We start from the raw sequence: 20,567 nt of genomic DNA, 5'->3' as shown, positions 1-20,567 counted from the left end.
GGCGCTCAATCCAGTACAAAGCAGGTCTTGAGTTCCTCGGCCTTCATGGCGTCTTCGGTCAGGCGCTGCAACAGCCGGGTTTCCCCTTGTTGCAGCTCAGCGGCAATGCCGTCGACTTGCCCGCGATACAGGTCCCCCAGGGTGTCCTGGCTGGCGAACGCCTGCTCCATGCGCTGGTGAAACGGTGCGGCGAGATCGAGGAACCGTTTAGCGTGATGCTGGCGTAAAAAATCGACCCAAAAGCTGCGTTCACTCAGGTATTTGAGCAATTCAGTGGACATTTCGGCGCTGACTACCCGGTTGTACGCCACGTCCAGGTCACTGGCCGTCACGCCGCTGGCCGAGGAATAACGCATGTGCCGGGGTTGCCCGATCAGATCGAGCCTGTCCGCCAGACCGACACGGTAGGCCAGTTCCACTTCCACCGGATCCAGCTTGGCATCGGCGGCCACCCGTTCCCGGGCGATCCTTGCCAGATAATCCTGGCGAAACAGACGGCGTCCGAGGCTCAGCAGGCGCGCCGCATGATCGTGGGCATTGCCGGACTGGCGACTGACAGCATCGATCTTCACCGCCACTTCCAGGTTGCTGAAGATCGTCGCCGCCGAATCCGCGCAATTGGCCTTCACCGCCATCGAAAGCACTTGATCACGCAAGCGCGCATCGGATTGAACCGCCTCGATCACGCTCCACACCCGGCGCGTCATGTCCTCACGCACGTAATGACTGTCCGCCGAACTTCCGACTTCCGCGAGCAACTGAAGAAAACCGCTGGCGTCGGGTTCGTTTTTCAGCGCGAGCCAGGTGCGGTTGCGCGCGGCATAGGTGGTTTCAGCCGGTTTGCCCATCCACAGTTCACGCGCCACCTGTTCGTTGATCACCCGGTCATCGTTTTCCAGGTAGCCCATTCCGGCCCCCGTGCGCCCGCGATAGTTTCCCAGCGACACCTGGCTCGAGACCGACAACGGGTTATGGCGCAGGTTGATCGTACTGGCGAACCGTCGCGGCAGGTCGAACAGCCAGGCCGGCAGATCGCGTATCTCGTTGCCGCGCAGATCCACCATGTCCAGGTAGCCCAGGCGTGACAGCCCGGTGGGCAACTCCGTCGCGTGGGTATTGGCCAGGAACAGCGATTGCAGATGCAACATCCTGCTGACATCCGGCGTCGCGCCGAGACGATTACCGCTCAGTCCCAACGTGCGCAATCCGCGCAGGTCCGCGAGCGTGCGCAACGTGTGCTCGGTCAGGACCAGTCGATTGTCGTTGAGGCTCAGGTGCTGAAGGTTGGGCATGTGCGACAGCACTTCGGGCAAGCGGGTCAGGTGGTTGCGGTCCAGCTCCAGGGTGACCAGACCTTTGAACGGCTTGAGAAAATACGCCAGCTCATCGCCGGCCTGCATGTCCTTGATCGACAGGTTGCGCACGTGGGCGACGTCCTGCTCGGTCAGCGTCGGCAGCGGCCCCACCGGGTTACGCTCCAGCTTGAGCGTGGTGAAAGGCTGGTCGTGCGGCCAGCGCGGTGGTGTCACCCGGCGCCAGCAGTTCTCGATGACGGCAGCGACCTGGCGACGACTGACACGAATATCGTTGAACTGCCCCGGCAGCTTCTTCATCGCCGCCTCGTCCTCACGCCAGGCCAGCAACACCGCTTGCAGTTTCTTCAACTGCTGCCCCAGTTCCTTGAGCCGGTTCACCCGCATCATCGGGGTACTGCCGGCTTCGTCGAGAAACGTCGAAACCTGGGCATCGCTGAACAGCGGATAGAGTTTCCTGACTTGACGGATCAAGCTTTTGGCATAGGGCCTGGTCACGGGAGGATCGGCCTGGACACAGGCGGAAAGGTGCTCCGGCAGCTCGCTGCGCTCCCCACGAAGCACCTGCGCGGTACGCGCCAGGTCAGCCGTACCGGCGCGCGCCAGGCGTGAGCGCAAGGTTGCGGCATCCAGCGCATCGATGTCGGAGAAGCCCATGCGGCTGCGCTGCGTGGCGGGCATTGCATCGATTATCGAGCCCAGCAACGTCTCACTCACCAGCGTCGAGGAGACGTTGCCACGGGTTTGGCTGAACGCGTAACCGGAAGACGTTTTGACGATCACCCCGCACGCCGGCGCCGTGGATTTACCGACGCTTTGCAGCAGGCTGCCGGTAGCGGATCCCTGGCGTAACTCCAGTCGATAGCCGTCGTCCCAGCCCTGCACGCGATCCATCAAACCGAACAACAGGGTCTCGGTGTCGGCATTGCCCAGTTCCGGCAAATACAGCCCCGTGAGCGCGCGATCCTGGCGGATCGCGAACCGTGCCTCACCGACCTCCCGCGCGAGGTCCAGGCCAAGCATCCTGCTTTCGCGCAGCAAAGTCCGATCCCTGGCGGATGCACCGTCCAGCAACGCCTGGCCGACCCTGACCGGAAGCTCGCGGGCATGCTCGCGCAACGTGGCCACCTCGGCGCTGGCGCGGCCGTCGTAGGCTGCATGAAGCAAGTCGAGCAGCGGCCGACGATCGGTCTGCAGCGATGCGGCGATCTTCTTCGCCAACAGGCGTGGTTTCGACTGCGTCGTCACCGGGCCAATGATGTTTTCCACTTCATGCGGATAAAGCCCACTGATCACCGTTTCGAGCAGTTTGCCGGCGCTCAGTTGCGCCTGCGAAACGTGCACACTGTTGATGTCATCATTGTGCGGCGCCGTCTCCGGGAAGCGGTTGATCACCCGCCCCCGAGCATCGCGCACTTCAATGAAGCGCTTTTTCGGCCAACCGGCCAGCCTGGGCAGGGTGTGCAGTTGTTCCGCTGAAAAAGCACTGTTGGCGATGTCATCTCGGGCGAAGGCCGCGATCAGCGCGCTGATGTTGCGGTTCAGCCTGAAGCGTTCGATACAGTCATTCACCCGTGGCGGCAAGGGGAGATTGCTTTCATGCATGAGGTAAAGCTGCGCCGGCGACAGGCCGGTGATGTCGGCGATTTGTGTCAGTTCACTGTGTGAAAAACTACCGAGACGCGGTGCCGCGCGCTTCAGTGCATAGGCGCTGTCGGGCCATTCATGCCCGTACTCATGGACCTGTCGCCAGCCGCCCTCGACGTTGCGCTCAATCACCGGCTGATAGGCGTCCGGACGTGACGGGTGTTTCAGCCGCCACGCCTGATTCGCCTCGTCACGAGCCACCTGATAAACCGCGCCCGCCATGACAATCGAAGTACGTTCGCCCTGCTTGTGCAGGCCATTGGTATCGGCCTTTGACCCCTTCGGCAGCGGCGTTGCCTGCTGGTAATGACGAAGTTCGGGCTTCCACAGGCGCGGCTCGCCATCGGCACGGGTCACCGCCTCGAAGCCGTCAAAAAAACCGGCCTGCTCCTGCATGCCACGGCGCAACGCGCTCGATACGACCTTGCCGCCGACCGCGAAGGCCGCCATCTGCGCCACGTTTTCAACGACATTCAACAGATGGGACAGCGCCTTGGTTCGCTCACCATGGCTCCAGTCTTCCACGCCCTCGTAGACCTCACCGGCCATCTCGACCACGGCGGCGGCGGTCATGACCAACCCCAGCGCCGGCACGAAAAAAGACGCCACGTTCAACAGCAGCAGTGTGCCATCGAGCACTTGCTGAAGGGTTTTCTCCCGCTGCGCTTCATCGACCTCGCGTGTCGGGATCGCCAGGATGCGGGCATCTTCCTGGGCCTTGCTGACCAGGGCGCTGAATAAGAAATCGGACAGGCAGGTGGCCGGGGCAGCGCCCAGCGTCCCCAGGACCCTGTCCTTGTCGAACTCGGCGAAAAAACCGGTCTTGTCGTGGCCATGCAGGTATTGCCCGGCGAAGAACGCCCGGTAGCTTTTGCTCTGCAGCTTGAGCGTCAGGTAGACCTTGAATTCATCCAGCGAGGCGTATTCATACAGCGGTCGCCGAGGCTCGTTCGGCAGGTAGACCACACACCTGGCCTTCGGCTCGGTTTCGATGGACACCTTGCTGAACACCAGCGCCCCACAGATGCACGCATCATGGATCATCAAGCCTTGCCAGGTCAGCGCTCCCCCATCAAAGGCCGCGTTCCTGGTTTGAGCGGCAGGCAGGTCCTGCGCAATCACGTTCAGCAACATCCGGTACGCGGCTTCGCTGATGTCTTTCTTCAGGTAGGCAACATGAACGGCCACTTCCATGTCGAGCAACTTCAGGCGCCGGATATCGGCGGCGCTGGCGCGATCATCGCCAGTTGCGGTCCCAGGTTTTGCGGGTAGGGCAAATACCTCATCGATGTGCCGCTGATAGCGTCCGCCCAGGTCGAGCTCGCGACAGAGTGCGGCGAATTGGGTGGGGGTGATCTCTGGCCCCTTTTGAGCTTCTGAATTGATTTTTATCGAGGAGTTTGCCGGGATGCCTCCACTTTGCGCCTCGCTCTCGGTGAAATTCTCCATGGCGGCATGAAGCAGACTACGCGAGAGGGTGGTGACAAAACCATTGACGCCTATGACGGGCGGTACCGTTGTCATCGGCAACGACCTTCGGACGATCTCCAGGGTATCGCGCTCGACATTAAGATCGAGCTTCCATTTATCCTTGAGAAAACACGTCAGCTGCTCCTTGCAGAACAGGTCCAGCGGTTTGAGCGTGCACAGCACCTTTTCGGCCTTGGGATGAACCCGGGCGCTCTGTTCGAAAGCAGCCTTGAGCGCCTGCACTACCGAAAGCTCGGCGTCGGCCAGCCATGTTGGAATGGTCTTGTGCAGGGTCTGCGCCTTGTCCAGATCGGCGGTGTGTTCGAGCAACGCTTCCAGGCGATGGGCAGCGGTAAAACGGGCAACGGCAGGCGTCGCTTCGGTGGGTGACAGCATGAGCAATATCCTTATTGCGTTCAGGTTCTATCAGCCTACGGGACCTTGTGCGGCAAATGATAATTCGAATATCGCGTCAAACAGCCGGCGGTTGAAACAACTACTCGCATGCATCGCAGCAGTATTTACCGCCATGGAAAAACGCCTGCATGGCAGGTAAACCATTCGTCCGGCCAGTACGTCTTATTACTTATCGATCTAAAACTCCTGAAATCCACACAGGTCAGTTTCTGAGTACCCGCCGTTTTGGCCGGGTGCCGATTGACCCTCCCCAACGGAAAAACCGGTAAGGACTTTATGTGCGGATTAGCTGGCGAGTTACGCTTTGATCATCAACCTGCGGACCTTGCAGCCGTTGAACGAATCACCCATCACCTGGCCCCTCGCGGCCCCGACGCGTGGGGTTTTCACAGCCAGGGACCGATTGCCCTGGGCCATCGTCGCCTGAAAATCATGGACCTGTCGGACGGCTCGGCGCAGCCGATGATCGACAATCAACTGGGCCTGTCCCTGGCCTTCAACGGCGCGATCTATAACTTCCCCGAACTGCGCGCCGAGCTGGAAAGCCTCGGCTATGCCTTTTATTCCGGCGGCGACACCGAAGTGCTGCTCAAGGGCTTCCACGCCTGGGGCGAAGCGCTGCTGCCCAAGCTCAACGGCATGTTCGCCTTCGCCATCTGGGAACGTGACGCCAAGCGCCTGTTCATCGCCCGCGACCGTCTCGGCGTGAAGCCGTTGTACCTGTCGCGCACCGGCCAGCGCCTGCGCTTTGCTTCAGCCCTGCCGGCCCTGCTCAAGGGCGGCGACATCAACCCGATCCTCGATCCGGTGGCGCTGAATCATTACTTGAACTTCCACGCCGTGGTCCCGGCGCCACGCACCTTGCTGGCGGGCATCGAAAAACTGCCACCAGCGACCTGGATGCGCATCGAGGCCGATGGCCGTACCGAACAGAAAACCTGGTGGACCCTGCCTTACGGCCCTCGCGCCGATGAGATGCACCTGACCCTGGAAGACTGGCGCGACCGGGTACTCGACAGCACCCGCGAGGCGGTGGCCATCCGGCAGCGGGCAGCAGTCGACGTCGGTGTGCTGCTGTCCGGCGGCGTCGATTCGAGCCTGCTGGTCGGGCTGTTGCGTGAAGTCGGCGTGGAAAACCTCTCGACCTTCTCGATCGGTTTCCAGGATGCCGGTGGCGAGCGCGGTGACGAGTTCCAGTACTCGGACCTGATCGCCAGACACTACGGCACGCAGCATCATCAATTGCGCATCGACGAGAAAGAGATCATCGAGCAACTGCCCGCGGCATTCCGCGCCATGAGCGAGCCGATGGTCAGCCATGACTGCATCGCCTTCTACCTGCTGTCCCGGGAAGTGGCCAAGCATTGCAAGGTGGTACAGAGCGGCCAGGGTGCGGACGAGTTGTTCGCCGGTTATCACTGGTATCCGCAGGTCGATGGCGCAGCCGATCCTTACACGGCCTATCGCGAGGCGTTTTTCGACCGCAGCTACGAAGATTACGCCGCCACCGTGCAGCCGAAATGGTTGACGGCGAATGACGCCGCCGGCGACTTCGTCAAGGAGCATTTCGCACAACCCGGCGCCGACGCGGCGGTGGACAAGGCCTTGCGCCTGGACAGCACCGTGATGCTGGTGGACGACCCGGTCAAACGTGTCGACAACATGACCATGGCCTGGGGCCTGGAGGCGCGCACGCCGTTCCTCGACTATCGCCTGGTGGAACTGTCGGCGCGGGTGCCGGGCAAGTTCAAGCTGCCCGACGGCGGCAAGCAAGTGTTGAAAGAAGCGGCGCGCCTGGTGATTCCAAATGAAGTGATCGATCGCAAGAAGGGTTACTTCCCGGTACCGGGCCTCAAGCATCTGCAGGGCGACACGTTGAACTGGGTGCGCGACCTGCTGCTGGACCCGAGCCAGGACCGTGGCCTGTTCAACCCGGCGATGCTCGACCGCCTGCTGACCGATCCGCAAGGCCAGTTGACCCCATTGCGCGGCTCCAAGCTGTGGCAACTGGCGGCCCTGAACCTGTGGCTCAGCGAACAAGGAATCTGACTGATGAAACCTCACGCCACGGCGTACAGCCAACGCCTGTTGCGCGGTCAGGCGCCTTCCTACGAACGTTTGCAGGCGCGCCTGGCCGAAGACGGCAGCGAGTTGGCCGCCACCCCGATTGCCGTGCATTGCGGTTGGGGCCGGCTGCTGATTGGCCACACCTTCCCCGACCCGGCGAGCCTCGCCGGGGAATTGCTCAATGAGCAGACCGGCGAGCGCGACATAGCGCTGTACGTGGCCGCGCCCCAACAAGTACTGGGGCTTGAGCCTGCGCAGTTGTTCCTCGACCCGTCCGACACCCTGCGCCTGTGGTTCAGCGACTACCGCCAGGCCACCCGCGTCTTTCGCGGCTTCCGTATTCGCCGCGCCCAAAGCGAGGCGGACTGGCAGGCGATCAACCAGCTGTACCAGGCACGCGGCATGCTGCCAATCGACCCCACCCTGCTGACGCCGCATCATCAGGGCGGCCCGGTGTACTGGCTGGCCGAGGACGAAGACAGCGGCGCGGTCATCGGCAGCGTCATGGGCCTCAATCACCACAAGGCGTACAACGACCCGGAACACGGCAGCAGCCTCTGGTGCCTGGCCGTCGACCCTCACTGTTCGCGGCCCGGTGTCGGTGAAGTGCTGGTACGCCACCTGATCGAGCATTTCATGAGCCGGGGGCTGAGCTACCTCGACCTGTCGGTGCTGCATGACAATCGCCTGGCGAAGAACCTGTACGCCAAACTCGGTTTCCGCAACCTCCCGACCTTTGCCATCAAGCGCAAGAACGGGATCAATCAGTCGCTGTTCCTCGGTCCCGGGCCTGAAGCGGCATTCAACCCCTATGCGCGGATCATCGTCGACGAAGCGCACAGGCGTGGCATCGAAGTGCAGGTGGATGATGCCGAGGCAGGTCTGTTCACCCTGGTCCATGGCGGCCGGCGCGTGCGTTGCCGCGAATCCCTGAGCGACTTGACCAGCGCCATCAGCATGAGCTTGTGCCAGGACAAGAGCCTGACCCACAAAGTGCTGAAAAACGCCGGGCTGAATCTGCCCGCCCAACAGCTCGCGGCCAATGCCGATGACAACCTGGCGTTCCTCGACGAGCACGAGCGTGTGGTGGTCAAGCCGCTGGACGGCGAACAAGGCCAGGGCGTGGCCGTTGATTTGCGCACCATCGAAGACGTGCAACAGGCCATCGAATCAGCCCGCCAGTTCGACAGCCGCGTGTTGCTGGAAAGCTTCCACCAGGGCCTCGACCTGCGGATTCTGGTCATCGGTTTCGAGGTGGTCGCCGCCGCCATTCGCCGGCCGGCGGAAGTGGTCGGCGATGGCCAGCATTCCATCCGCGCCCTGATCGAAGCCCAGAGCCGACGCCGCCAGGCGGCGACCAGCGGCGAAAGCCGGATCCCGCTGGATCACGAAACCGAACGCACCCTGCAAGCGGCGGGCTACGACTACGACAGCGTTCTGCCGGCAGGCGAGCATCTGTTCGTGCGGCGCACGGCGAACCTTCACACCGGTGGGGTGCTTGAGGACGTCACCGCCATTCTGCACCCCACCCTGGTCGATGCCGCAGTACGCGCCGCGCGGGCGCTGGACATTCCCATGGTCGGCCTCGACCTGATGGTGCCGGCGGCAGATCAGCCCGACTATGTGTTCATCGAAGCCAACGAACGTGCCGGACTGGCCAACCACGAACCGCAGCCCACGGCGGAACGGTTCGTCGATTTACTGTTTCCGCACAGTCAGCCCGTGACCTGTTAATGATGCGATGTCGGCACTGACGTCTTCGCAAGCCCGCTCCCACCCGTGCATTTCCCCTGTGGGAGCGGGCGGGCGAAGGCGCCAAGCCAGGCACCGCCCACTTCATCATCGAAACCGTCGATGCTCTTCACTCATCAGGAGTTTCCATGACCAGCAAACTGCCCGAACCCGATCTCAACTACCTGCAAAAAGTCCTGCTGGAAATGCTCGCCATACCGAGCCCGACCGGCTTCACCGACACCATCGTGCGCTACGTGGCCGAGCGTCTTGAAGAACTGGGCATTCCTTTCGAAATGACCCGTCGCGGCACCATTCGCGCCACGGTCAAGGGCAAGAAAAACAGCCCTGACCGCGCCGTCTCCGCTCACCTCGACACCATCGGTGCCGCCGTGCGCGCCGTGAAAGACAACGGTCGCCTGACCCTGGCCCCGGTCGGCTGCTGGTCGAGCCGCTTCGCCGAGGGCAGCCGCGTCAGCCTGTTCACCGACAACGGCGTGATACGCGGCAGCGTGCTGCCGCTGATGGCTTCCGGGCACGCCTTCAACACCGCCATCGACGAGATGCCGATCAGTTGGGACCACATCGAACTGCGCCTGGACGCCTATTGCGCGACCCGTGCCGATTGCGATTCCCTGGGGATCAGCGTCGGCGACTTCGTGGCGTTCGATCCGCTGCCGGAGTTCACCGAAAGCGGCCACATCAGCGCCCGTCACCTGGACGACAAGGCCGGCGTTGCGGCGTTGCTGGCGGCGCTCAAGGCGATAGTCGACAGCGGCGAAGAACCGATGATCGACTGTCATCCGCTGTTCACCATCACCGAAGAGACCGGCAGCGGTGCCGCGGCTGCACTGCCGTGGGACGTCAGCGAATTCGTCGGTATCGACATCGCGCCGGTCGCCCAGGGCCAGCATTCGAGCGAGCATGCCGTCAGCGTGGCGATGCAGGATTCCGGCGGGCCTTACGACTACCACCTGTCCCGCCACCTGCTGCGCCTGGCCAGCGATAACGAGTTACCCGTGCGCCGCGACCTGTTCCGCTACTACTTCAGCGACGCGCACTCGGCAGTCACCGCCGGCCACGACATCCGCACTGCCCTGCTCGCCTTTGGCTGCGACGCGACCCACGGCTACGAACGCACCCACATCGACAGCCTGGCCGCCCTCAGTCGCCTGCTCGGCGCCTACATCCTCAGCCCACCCGTGTTCGCCAGCGATGCACAACCGGCCAAGGGGTCGCTGGACCGGTTCAGTCATCAGATCGAACATGAGACGCAGATGGAAAGCGATACGCGGGTGCCGTCGGTGGACAGCCTCGTGGGGCAGCGGTCAGAGAGCTGATCCAGTATTTTTACTGGCTGATCCGCCACTTTCGTCGGAACGCCGCCCGGAGCAAGCCCGCTCCCACAGACACAGCGTCGAACCTGTGGGAGCGAGCCTGCTCGCGATGGCGGTGGTCCGGACTGCACATGAACCCAGGCTAGCCGACGACCTTCATTCGCCGTAGCATCGCGTCATTGTTTAGCCGAGGTGCCTATGCTGATCCCCCACGACCAACTTGAAGTCGACACCCTGACCCGTCTGATCGAAGACTTCGTGACCCGTGACGGCACGGACAACGGCGACGACACCCCGTTGGAGACCCGTGTGCTGCGGGTTCGCCAGGCGTTGACCAAGGGCCAGGCGCTGATCGTGTTCGATCCGGAAAGCGAGCAATGCCAGCTGATGCTCAAGCACGACGTACCCAAGCACCTGTTTGACTGACGCCTTCAGGTCTCCTTGGCTTTCTCCCGTTTGGCCTGGATCCGCTGGTGAACCTCGGCCCGGTGCACCGCGACGCTTTGTGGCGCTTCGATGCCGAAGCGCACATTGTTTCCGTTGACGGCCATAATGCGCAGGGAAATGTTGTCACCGATGGAAATCATTTCACCCACAACGCGGCTGAGTACAAGCATGGCATTCGTCCTCCAGGGTTATCGAGCCCTGAAGATGCCCGGTGTGTAGCGGGCCTTCAATGCAACGGGAGCAAAACAGTCTCGCCCTACAACGCTAAACGGACACCTCCCTAGGAAACGTCCGACAAAGCTGAGCGAAACTTCAAGAGGCGGAAAAGCGCGGGCCGAACAGGATGACGCTTGCACCGATCACGCACAGTGCCACGCCAATCCAGTCGGAGCCCAGCGGACGAATCCGCTCGACCACCGCCAGCCAGCCAATCGAGGCAATGATGTAGATGCCACCGTAGGCCGCGTAGGCGCGCCCGGCGTAGGTTGCCTCGACACGGGTCAGCAACAGGGCGAACAAGGTCAGGCTGAGCAGCGCCGGCACCACCCACCAGACGCTTTTGCCCTGGCGCAACCACATCCAGAAGGCAAAGCAGCCGGCGATTTCAAACAGCGCGGCGAGAAAGAACCACAGGTAATTGAGCATGCCTGGCGTCTCGTAGGGTTGACCGATCGATGGCGGCCACCCTAACGAGGACGCTGGCAGGGGGCAAGCTCAACCTGCGGTCTGTTTGGCCTTGGCGCGCATTTTGTCGGCCATGGCGGTCATTTCATCGTAGAGCAACTGCGGGTTCTTCTGCTTGAGCGCCCACGCCATGCGCCCCTGTTCGTGGGGCAAAATCATGAACTCGCCGGCCGCCACTTGCCGGTAGATGTAATCGGCGATATCGCCAGCGGTGATCGGCGAACTTTCCAGCAGTTTGCCCACCTGGGCTTTCATCGCCGGTGTCGGCCCCCGAAACGAGTCCAGCAGGTTGGTCTGGAAGAAGGAAGGGCACACCACGTGCACGCCGACTTCATGCTGGGCCAGTTCGACCAGCAGGCTTTCCGACAGCGCCACCACACCGGCCTTGGCCACGTTGTAGTTGCTCATGGCCGGGCCCTGCATCAATGCAGCCATCGACGCGATATTGATGATCTTGCCCTTGCTCTTTTCCAGCAGCGGCAGGAAGGCCTTGCAGCCTTTGACCACGCCCATCAGGTTGATCGCGATCTGCCAATCCCAGTCTTCCAGGGACAGTTCGCTGAAGAACCCGCCCGAGGCGACACCTGCGTTGTTGACGATGACATCGATGCCACCGAACTTCACTTCGCAGGCCTGGGCAAAAGCGGTCAGTTGACTGTAATCGCGCACATCGCAACGCTGAATGAAACCGTCGCCACCGGCTTCACGAACGAGTTTCAGGGTTTCCTGCAAACCGGGCTCGCTGACATCCGACAAGGCCAGCCGCCAGCCTTCACGCGCCCAGCGCAGTGCGATTTCGCGACCCAGGCCCGAGCCCGCGCCAGTGATCATCATGCGATTTTGCATAGCAAACAGCCTTGTTGTTCCGGGGAAGATACGTCGAGTGTAGCGAAGGTCCCTGGCCAACCCACGCTCCATCAGATTGCTGAATAGCCCGAACAAACCAAACACAGGTGCGCGATAACTTGTCTTGTTAAAACGAAATAAGCCTGTCTTCGAAAAACATTAAAAAAACTTGGAATTTTCTTTCACTCGCGAGAGTCGGACTTTGTAAGCAGCTTGGGTTTTCGCATTCCAGCTGAGTGTTAAACGCCAGGTAACTCCAGAAGACTTCCAACAAGGAAATAGACATGGGCACAATCCTAATTATTATTCTGATCCTCCTGCTGGTAGGCGGCCTGCCGGTCTTCCCTCACTCCAGAAGTTGGGGTTACGGCCCATCGGGTATCATCGGCGTGGTATTGGTGGTGCTGTTGATCCTGCTGTTGCTCGGCAAGATATAAAACGACCGATAAAAAAAGAGGCCCTGTGAAGGGCCTCTTTTTTATTGCGCCGGGAACTTAGTCCGGCTTGCCGTCAACCACACCGGCGGTGTTATCGATCAGACTCTTGGTCGCCGTCTGGATAAACGACTCAAGCTTCTTCCTGAGCACCGCTTCATCGGCCGACGCCGGGATCAGCTCACCTTTGGGATTGGCGCCCAACTGGTACTGATACAGCTTGGGTTCCATTTCCTTCGGCAGCACCAACACGCGGTCGGCGGTGAGCAACGCAACCGTCTGGTCACTGCCCGACGGCTTGATCACGCCAAAGCCCTTGTCGCCTTCCGGCAGGTTCAGCAGGTCACGGCCCCAGCACTGGTGAAGCACATCCCCACCGATACGCCCCATGATGGTCGGCACGATGTCGATCTGGGTGCCTACGGTGTGGTCAACCTGGCCGAACTTGTCCTGGACGCCCGGCCCGATCAGCAGCATTGGAACGTTGAAGCGGCCCAGGTCCATTTCGGTGATCTGCTGCTCGTTGCCGAAACCATGGTCGCCGACGATCACGAACAGCGTTTCCTTGAAGTACGGCTCCTTGCGCGCCTTCTCGAAGAACTGACCCAGCGCCCAGTCGGAGTAACGCATGGCGGTCAAATGCTCGTTGAGGCTGCCACGATCGGTCACACGCTCCACTGGCAACGGTGTCGGCAAGGCGTACGGCGTGTGGTTGGACAGGGTCTGCAGCAAGGCATAGAACGGCTTCTTGTCCTTGCCGTCGCGGGCCTTCAACTCTTCCAGACCGCGATTGAACATGTCCTGGTCGGACACGCCCCAGGTCGGATCGGAGAACACCGGGTTGACGAAGTCGTTACGCCCGATGAAGTTGGTCATGCCCTGGTTGCTGAAGAAGCCCGACTGATTGTCCCAGGCGAAGTCGCCGTTGTAGACATACACGTCGTCGTAGTCACGGGCGCTCAGCAGTTGCGGCAGGCCAGACAGCTTGTGACTGCCTTCCGGGGTCTGCATCAGGTATTCGAAACCAGGCAGGTTGGGGAAGCAAGCCATGGTGGCGAACATGCCCTGATGGGTGTGCGTGCCATTGGAGAAGAAACGGTCGAACAACAGGCCTTCCTTCGACAGCTTGTCGAAGTACGGCGTGACGTTGCCCGGACGCCCCAGCGCACCGACCGAGTGACCGGCGAAGCTCTCCATCAGGATCACCACAACGTTCTTGATCGGCAGGGTCTTGTCGGCATTCGGCGTGTAGGTACGGCGAACGGCGGCGGTCTCGGCATCCACCAGCTTGTCGCTCGGCGTCAGCAGCAGGTCACGCACGGTTTGCTGGGCCACCGGCTGTTCAATCGTGGCTTTCCAGATGTTGTCGCGATCCTCGGACATCCGGCTCTTGGCCGCCGCGATCAGCGACAGCGTACCGTTGAGGCCCAACTGGTTGGCGAAGTTCGAATCGGTGGTGTAGACGTCACCCCAACGCAGCGGCGGACCTTGACGCAGGGTACCGCGAGCCGCGACCACGCAGATCAGCAGGCAGACCACGAACACCGCCAGGCGCGCGTACCACGGAGCGACCTGGCGCGCGCCGATGCTGCCACCACTGAACGGCCCGCGAGGACGGGTCGCACGGTCGGCGCCCTTGAACGCCAGGGTCAGAATCACCGTCCCCACGGCCCAGGCGAGCACGTAGCGAACCACCGGGAAACCGTACCAGAGCATGCTCATCACGGTTTTCGGGTCTTCCTTTACATACTGGAAAACCAGGCCGTTGAGGCGCTGGTGGAACTCGCGATAGAAGTCCATCTCCATCAGGCCGAGGAACAGCGCGATGCTCGACGCAACGGTCAGCCAGAGGCGGAAGAACCCGCGCGCAGCCATGGCCCGGGCACTGAACAGGGCCAACACCAATGGAATGCTGAGGTAAACCACCAGGCGCAGGTCGAAACGCAGGCCGTTGACGAAAGCTTCGACAAAGGTCGAGGCCGGGGTGTCGAGGATCATCTCGCGGTTGTAGACCAGCAGCGCCAGGCGCAGCAGGCTGAACATCACCATCATGACCAGTGCGCACAGCAGCGTGTAGGCCAGATGCGATTTGACGGTCGGTTGCAGCAGGCGACTAGAGGCTCGCTGCTGACTCAGGGCGTCCGGGATTGCCATGTCGTTTTAGGACCCTTGGAAGTTGAAGTTGCAAAAAGGCGGCTGCGCCCTGCCCTCTGTTGGCCCGTACCAGGCCCCGGGGTTTGCGCGGTGCGCAAATGTTGCACGATCAGTGGTGGCATTGCCATTGATAACTGAGCGGCACAGTTGACGCGGGCGAATTGTCTTGGAGACTTTGTGAAAATTTCGTTCAACGCATATGTGGAAACAAAATAAAGTCACGACAGTGGGAGCGAGCCTGCTCGCGATAGCGGTCGAACAGGCAACCGAGGCGTCGACTGATACACCGCTATCGCGAGCAGGCTCGCTCCCACCGTGGTGGTGTTACTTCTCGGCTTTCGCCTTCAGCGCTTTCAAGGTATTGAATGGCGCATCCACCACAAACTTGTTGGCAACCATCGACGGCACGCTGCCGCCCGGTTCGGTGTGCACCTGGTAGGTCACTTCGACCTGGTCGCCCTTGGGCACGAATTTCCAGAAACCCTCGACCTTGGCGACCCGTACGAAGCCCTTTTCTTCAGGGATGTATTTGGGCACGCCTTCAAGCTTGCGGGTCAAGCTGCCATCGGCGCCTTCGCTGGTGGTGACGTGCAGTACCGAATCACGCGGTGTCACCGGCCATGGGGTGTTGAACTGGCTGTAGGTCCAGCTCTGGTCGCCTTCGTGCTTGAGCAATTTCTGCTGTTTGCACTCGTAGATCCAGGTGCAGGCTCCCGCCACGTCATCCTGCAGGGCGCGCAATTTGGCCACGGTGGTTTTCATCAGGGTGACGCCCTGGTACGCCTTGTAGTCGGAACCGGCCACTTCGCTCAAGGACACCTTGATACCATCCTCGTTCCGGGCCTCCTTCCAGTCTTGCGCCTGGGCGGCGCTGGCTGCCAGCGCCACCGTCAACCCGCACAGCACAGCCATTCGATGCAGCGAACCCATAGTCTTATTCCTTATTGTTGAAGTTCCGTCGTTGGACACATCATGCCGCCGTCATTTGCTCCCACCAGCCCAGCAGCCTGATCGCTTCTTCGCTGCTGGCGCCGCAGACCTCGACATCGGCCTTGAAGCCCGAGCACACCGCAGGTCGCTCCGGTTGGCCGAAGATATTGCACAGGTTTTCGACAGACAGCTGCGCGCAACGTTCTCCAGCGGCCTTGCCATTGGGCATGCCGGGAATCGCGGAGCTGATGGATGGGGCAATGCAGCAGGCGCCACAGCCTTCACGGCATTTCATGACGACGGGCTCCTCGCGACGGGTGATGGATTAATGGACGGGCACAGAATAGCGGCTAAAACAGGCGTTTTAAATTACCTGACGCCGGGTTTTTACGCTCAATCGAACGTGACTGACCAGTCTCCGACAAAGCGTCTGGCGCACGGGTCACAGAAGGCGGGACATCAGCGCTTGAATTCGAACTCCAGCGCGGCGCCTTCGACTTCACGGCGCTCTTCGTTACGCAGTTGCAGTTGCATTTCGTTGCTGATCAGCCGCCCGTTGAGCTGAAATGGCGAGCTGCCGGTCTTGTCACCGAACATCTGCGGCAGCACGCCATCGTGCCTGGGCAAGGGCACGGTACCCACCGGTTTCAGTTCCTCGGCCATGTCCTCGGGCAGGCTCAAATCCAGTTTCGCCGAAGGCAGCGGGGTTTTCACGATCTCACTGGCGGGTTTGGACTTGGCGGCAATCGGCGGGCGCTTTTTCACCTTGGCGGCGCTCTTTTTGGCGGGCGTGACCTGTTTGGCCGGCGCCGCTTGCTTCACTGCAGAGGCCTTCTTGACCGGGGCGACCTTGGTCGGCGCCACTTTTTTCGAGGGGGCGCTCGCCGCAGGTTTTTCCTGGACGGCAGCCGCCATCACGCGTTGCGCCTGGACAGTCAGTGACAGAAAGATCGCCAGGCACACAGAGAAAAGAATCGGTTTCATGGACCCTACGGAGTTCACGGCGCATCGGCAGAGGGCCATATGCTCGCTTGTTGGAGGCAACAAGACAAGCTCGGTCGGGCGCGGCTTTTTTTCAAAAGTTGCCGGCCGTCTCCTGACACAGTTGTGTGGCAAGCATGCCAAGGGTCATCAAGGCCCGCTCGGCCTCGCGGTTCCACGGCGTACCGCAGTTAAGCCGAATGCAGTGATTGAATTGCTCGGTGTTACTGAAAATCAGCCCCGGTGCAATGCTGATGCCTTGTTGCAGGGCACGCACATGCAGCTCCTGGGTGTTGACCCTGCCCGGCAGGCTCACCCACAGAATGAACCCTCCGGTCGGCCGGGTCATCTGCGTGCCTTCCGGGAAATACTGCTGCACCGCGAGCTGGAAGGCGCTGAGATTCTTGCGGTATTCCTGGCGAATGAAGCGTAGATGCCGGTCATAACCGCCGTTTTCCAGGTAGGCGGCGATCCCCATCTGCGTGACGCTGCAGGCCGAATGCGTACTGAATGTCTGCAGACGCTGGATTTCCTGCTGGTACTTGCCGGCGATCATCCAGCCGATCCGTACACCCGGAGACAGAGTCTTGGAAAAGCTCGAGCAATAGATCACCCGATCCAGCCGGTCGTAGGCCTTCAGCGCCTTGGTCCGGCCCTGTTCGAACATCAATTCGCCATAGATGTCGTCCTCGACGACCTGGATATCGAAATCCGACGCCAGGCGCAGCAATTGTTTCTGCCGCTCTTCGGGCATGGTGCCCCCCAGCGGATTGCCCAGGCGGGTCGTCAGTACCAGCGCCTTGATCGACCATTGGTTGGCCGCCAGTTGCAACGCCTCCAGGCTCATGCCGGTGGCCGGATCGCTGGGGATCTCGATGACTTTCAGGCCCAGCAGGTCAGCCAGTTGCAGCAACCCGTAGTAGGTCGGCGACTCGGCGGCGATCAGATCGCCCGGCCGGGTCAGCACGCGCAGTGACATTTGCAGCGCATCGACGCAACCGTGGGTGATCACCACTTCGGACGGATCGACCACCACGCCGGCATCGCGCATGCGAATCGCCACCTGGCGGCGCAACGGCTCGAAACCGGGGCTGAACATGTAGCTGAACGCCCGCGGGCTGTGGAAGCGGGTGACCTTGGCCAGTTGCTGGTGCAACGCGCGCACCGGCAGGTAGTCAACGCTGGGCACCGCCGCGCCCAGCGGGAACACCCCTTCGCGGCGCGACTCGACCAGGACCTGCTGGATGATGCTGCTGCGGGTGACCAGCCCCGGGCGCTCGACCCGCGCGATATCCGGCGTCGGTGCCGTCAGGGCCGGGGTCTGATGCACGTAGTAACCCGACTGCGGCCGGGCACGGATCAGCCCCTGATCCTCGAGGTTGGCATAGGCCTGCAACACCGTGGCATGGCTGACGTTGAGCTGCGAGCTCATCTTGCGCACCGAAGGCACGCGCTCCCCCGGTTGATAGACACCGCGGCGGATATCTTCGGCCAGTTGTTGAGCAATACGTTGGTAGAGCAAGAGGTTGGTCATGACGCAGCACTCGATTTCACGGGCATTTTATTCTTGTGTGAAACAATACCGGAACAGTTTAAAAGTGTACGGGGACAGTTACCACAATAGTCGACAGTACAGTGCAGTGTCAGCAAAATCTGTACTGCTTCCATCAAGCCTGTGAGGCGGTTGGCAAGCGCAAAAAAACCCGGCACTGACGGGCAGGCCGGGTTTTCCAGTGACGCCGTCCTCAGCGGGCGGCGCCGAGCTGGCCTTTTTCGTCGGAGAACACGATTTCCACCCGACGGTTCTGCGCACGGCCCCGTTCGGATGCGTTCACGTCCACCGGGTATTCGTCGCCGTAACCTTCGACCTTAATACGCTTGTCGTCGATGCCCAGGTCCATCAGCACATCCGCCACCGATTGCGCACGGTCACGGGACAGCTTGAGGTTTTCCTGCTTGCCGCCGGTACTGTCGGTATAACCCTCGATGCGTACGACGCGCTTGGGGTTGAGCTGCAGAAACTGGACGATTTTCAACACCACACGGTTGGCCGAGTTCTTCAGTTCCGCTTCGCCGGTATCGAACAGCACATCGCCCAGGGTCATCACCAGGCCACGGTCGGTCTGGGTGGTGGCGAGCGCGACAATCTGTTCTTCGAGCCACTTGCCCTGCTGCTGTACGCTGAACAGCTTGGACTCACGCAACGCCAGTTGCAGGCGTTGGCGCTCGAGCTCGAGCTTTGCCGCGCGCTCTTCGTTGAGCACCAGGTTGGTGTGCTCCCGGGCGATTTCACTGTAGCGGCTGCTCAGGTAGGCATAGTGCACCACGTCCGAACCGCTGCCCCAGTAACTGGATAAACGATCGGCGCGCGCCAGGGACTCGCCGGCACGGATCACGTCCTTTGGCGCGATGCGCAGCACGTTGGCATCTTCCTTGACCTTCTGGAAATCGTTGCTCGCATCCTGCAATGCGGCTTCACTGCGCTGACCGGCGCAGCCGCAGAGACTGACGCAACCGGCGAGGACCAGGGCCCCTACAACCTTGGAGTTGAGGTTCATTGGGCATCCCCCACTTGCTTGCGCAGTCGAGTGATGCGGGCATTGAGCATCTTCAGCTGCTCCTCACTCTTGAGGGTCAGCACCCTGGCTTCGGCCAGGCGAGCGTCCAGTTCGGCTTGTTCAGAACGCATCCGCGCATGCTTGTAGGATTGATCGGCCATATCGCCCTGGGCGCGACTGAACTTGTCTTCCGCCAGTTTCATTTCCGGCACGTCGTCGGCAGTGGCGCCCACGGCCTTGGCCTGTGCCAGAGCCTGCTCGGTCAGGCGGAACTGTTCATTGGGGGCTGGATCGGCTGCACAACCCGCCAGGGCCAGAACGGCCAGGGCAGCGAAAAGAGGTCGAATACTCACTAAAAATCCCTACTGTTTTGGGGCACTGACGGGGGCCTGCGGCGGTTGGGAGAGCTGGGTTTTCCAGCGCTCGATGTTGCGCAACAGCGCGGCTTGCGTCAGTCCGGACGCGGGCAATTCTGTCATCTTTTTGGCCAGCTGTCCGCGCAACCACGGATCGTTGCAGGCCGAGTTATGGGAAACCGCCAGGAACAGGCCGGGTTTGTCGACCGGCTGCGGATGCGCCACCAGGTCATTGGCCATGCTCAAAGTCTGCGCAACCGCCATACCCGAGTAGCGTCCGGCAACCACGTATTCCACCTCCCCCAGCAGCAGCTTTTGAAACGCCTGGGTCAGGTTCGCCGTGCGGACAAGGGCCAGGTGCTGTTCTGCGAACAGTGCAAATTCCGGGGTTATCCGGGACTTTTCCGACAGTGCACCGGGATGTCCGTGAAGGTCCTGTACTTCGTTGTAAACCAACGGTGAGTCCTTTCGGGTCCAGACGAGGTAATCGTTTTCCAGCAGCGGCGGATGGATGTAGTCCAGGCTCTGCAACTCGTTGATCGTCAACGGCGCATCCGCCAGCATGTCCATGCGCCCGCTGCGCACCTCTTCCAGGGCCTGGGCGCGTTTACCGGCATACAGCAACTCGACCTTGATCCCCAACTCCCCTGCCACCTGCTGCAGCAGGTCGGCACTGGCGCCGATCAGGTGCTTGGGGTCCTGCGGATCCTGCCACAGGTACGGCGGCGCATCCGGGCTGCCGGTAACCACCAGGCGCTCGCACTTGCCTGCCGCAACGGACAGGCCCGGTAACAGCGTCAATCCCAGCACGCTCAATATCAAACGCAGATCCATGGTCATCCCCCGTTCGGTCCTGCAGAAGCAAACGCAAAATCAACAGCAAAAAAAAGCCCGACCGGAAGGTCGGGCTCTCTTATAGGTCAAGCGACTGGATTAGACCAGCTTCTCGAGCTCCGGGATGGCTTCGAACAGGTCAGCCACCAGGCCGTAATCGGCCACCTGGAAGATCGGCGCTTCTTCGTCCTTGTTGATCGCCACGATCACCTTGGAGTCTTTCATGCCGGCCAGGTGCTGGATCGCGCCGGAGATACCGACCGCGATGTACAGCTGTGGAGCAACGATCTTGCCGGTCTGACCGACCTGCATGTCGTTGGGCACGAAACCTGCGTCGACCGCGGCGCGGGAAGCACCGACA

At 61.4% G+C, this 20,567-nt stretch carries 18 protein-coding genes; 5 read left to right on the top strand and 13 right to left on the bottom strand.

Annotation, left to right across the window (positions count from 1 at the left end):
* Nucleotides 1–5 precede the first annotated feature (5 nt).
* Complete coding sequence (locus ACM6IM_RS01795) at nt 6–4,826, bottom strand: NEL-type E3 ubiquitin ligase domain-containing protein (protein WP_414864011.1); 4,821 nt, start codon at nt 4,824–4,826, stop codon at nt 6–8.
* 297 nt (nt 4,827–5,123) lie between these two features.
* Between ACM6IM_RS01795 and ACM6IM_RS01790 the strand changes: the two genes are divergently transcribed.
* The 4 genes from ACM6IM_RS01790 to ACM6IM_RS01775 all read left to right on the top strand — a co-directional run bounded on the left by ACM6IM_RS01790 (nt 5,124) and on the right by ACM6IM_RS01775 (nt 10,408).
* Nucleotides 5,124–6,896: an N-acetylglutaminylglutamine amidotransferase gene (locus tag ACM6IM_RS01790; RefSeq protein WP_414864010.1), complete on the top strand. Its 1,773-nt coding sequence runs from the start codon at nt 5,124–5,126 to the stop codon at nt 6,894–6,896.
* A 3-nt stretch (nt 6,897–6,899) separates the two neighbouring features.
* Nucleotides 6,900–8,648: an N-acetylglutaminylglutamine synthetase gene (gene ngg, locus ACM6IM_RS01785; protein WP_414864009.1), complete on the top strand. Its 1,749-nt coding sequence runs from the start codon at nt 6,900–6,902 to the stop codon at nt 8,646–8,648.
* A 146-nt stretch (nt 8,649–8,794) separates the two neighbouring features.
* Entirely contained in the window at nt 8,795–9,985 is a 1,191-nt protein-coding gene (locus ACM6IM_RS01780; RefSeq protein ID WP_192306110.1) for an osmoprotectant NAGGN system M42 family peptidase, read from the top strand.
* Between the two features lie 195 nt (nt 9,986–10,180).
* Complete coding sequence (locus tag ACM6IM_RS01775) at nt 10,181–10,408, top strand: YheU family protein (protein WP_003199186.1); 228 nt, start codon at nt 10,181–10,183, stop codon at nt 10,406–10,408.
* Nucleotides 10,409–10,413: 5 nt separating this feature from the next.
* On the opposite strand, the gene csrA is transcribed toward ACM6IM_RS01775, so the two are convergent.
* The 3 genes from csrA to ACM6IM_RS01760 form a co-directional block, all read right to left on the bottom strand.
* Nucleotides 10,414–10,599 (bottom strand): carbon storage regulator CsrA, encoded by a 186-nt coding sequence (gene csrA, locus ACM6IM_RS01770; protein ID WP_201193073.1) that lies wholly within the window; start codon nt 10,597–10,599, stop codon nt 10,414–10,416.
* A 142-nt stretch (nt 10,600–10,741) separates the two neighbouring features.
* The gene (locus ACM6IM_RS01765; RefSeq protein ID WP_059406827.1) at nt 10,742–11,074 is read right to left on the bottom strand and encodes a YnfA family protein; all 333 of its coding nucleotides are present in this window, start codon (nt 11,072–11,074) and stop codon (nt 10,742–10,744) included.
* 69 nt (nt 11,075–11,143) lie between these two features.
* Complete coding sequence (locus tag ACM6IM_RS01760) at nt 11,144–11,959, bottom strand: SDR family oxidoreductase (protein ID WP_414864008.1); 816 nt, start codon at nt 11,957–11,959, stop codon at nt 11,144–11,146.
* A 278-nt stretch (nt 11,960–12,237) separates the two neighbouring features.
* Here ACM6IM_RS01760 and ACM6IM_RS01755 point away from each other — a divergent pair, with 278 nt between their 5' ends.
* A complete protein-coding gene (locus ACM6IM_RS01755; protein ID WP_174602692.1) occupies nt 12,238–12,396 on the top strand; it encodes a DUF3309 family protein in 159 nt (52 codons plus the stop codon).
* A gap of 57 nt (nt 12,397–12,453) precedes the next feature.
* Here ACM6IM_RS01755 and ACM6IM_RS01750 read toward each other — a convergent pair whose 3' ends face one another.
* The 9 genes from ACM6IM_RS01750 to ACM6IM_RS01710 form a co-directional block, all read right to left on the bottom strand.
* Nucleotides 12,454–14,547, bottom strand: a complete 2,094-nt coding sequence (locus ACM6IM_RS01750) for an LTA synthase family protein (protein ID WP_414864007.1) — start codon at nt 14,545–14,547, stop codon at nt 12,454–12,456.
* A 324-nt stretch (nt 14,548–14,871) separates the two neighbouring features.
* Nucleotides 14,872–15,477: an START domain-containing protein gene (locus tag ACM6IM_RS01745; RefSeq protein ID WP_414864006.1), complete on the bottom strand. Its 606-nt coding sequence runs from the start codon at nt 15,475–15,477 to the stop codon at nt 14,872–14,874.
* Between the two features lie 40 nt (nt 15,478–15,517).
* Nucleotides 15,518–15,772 carry a YkgJ family cysteine cluster protein gene (locus ACM6IM_RS01740; protein ID WP_192306099.1) on the bottom strand — a complete coding sequence of 85 codons (255 nt, stop codon included), beginning with the start codon at nt 15,770–15,772 and terminating at the stop codon, nt 15,518–15,520.
* A gap of 164 nt (nt 15,773–15,936) precedes the next feature.
* Nucleotides 15,937–16,461, bottom strand: a complete 525-nt coding sequence (locus ACM6IM_RS01735) for a translation initiation factor 2 (protein ID WP_201193083.1) — start codon at nt 16,459–16,461, stop codon at nt 15,937–15,939.
* A 91-nt stretch (nt 16,462–16,552) separates the two neighbouring features.
* Nucleotides 16,553–17,992, bottom strand: a complete 1,440-nt coding sequence (locus ACM6IM_RS01730) for a PLP-dependent aminotransferase family protein (protein WP_192306095.1) — start codon at nt 17,990–17,992, stop codon at nt 16,553–16,555.
* Nucleotides 17,993–18,203: 211 nt separating this feature from the next.
* Entirely contained in the window at nt 18,204–19,016 is an 813-nt protein-coding gene (locus ACM6IM_RS01725; protein WP_414864005.1) for an OmpA family protein, read from the bottom strand.
* A complete protein-coding gene (locus tag ACM6IM_RS01720; RefSeq protein WP_192306091.1) occupies nt 19,013–19,369 on the bottom strand; it encodes a DUF4398 domain-containing protein in 357 nt (118 codons plus the stop codon). Before ACM6IM_RS01720 ends, ACM6IM_RS01725 begins: the two co-directional genes overlap by 4 nt.
* A 9-nt stretch (nt 19,370–19,378) precedes the next feature.
* Complete coding sequence (locus ACM6IM_RS01715; protein WP_414864004.1) at nt 19,379–20,206, bottom strand: substrate-binding periplasmic protein; 828 nt, start codon at nt 20,204–20,206, stop codon at nt 19,379–19,381.
* 99 nt (nt 20,207–20,305) lie between these two features.
* Nucleotides 20,306–20,567 (bottom strand): FAD-binding protein (locus ACM6IM_RS01710; RefSeq protein ID WP_414864003.1); only part of this gene is annotated, 262 nt, incomplete at its 5' end.

It is taken from the genome of Pseudomonas sp. IT-P12 (assembly GCF_949767465.1).
In the GTDB taxonomy this organism is placed as follows: domain Bacteria; phylum Pseudomonadota; class Gammaproteobacteria; order Pseudomonadales; family Pseudomonadaceae; genus Aquipseudomonas.
The sequence above is the reverse complement of the archived record's forward strand: the minus strand, read 5'-3'. Positions and strand labels throughout refer to the sequence as shown.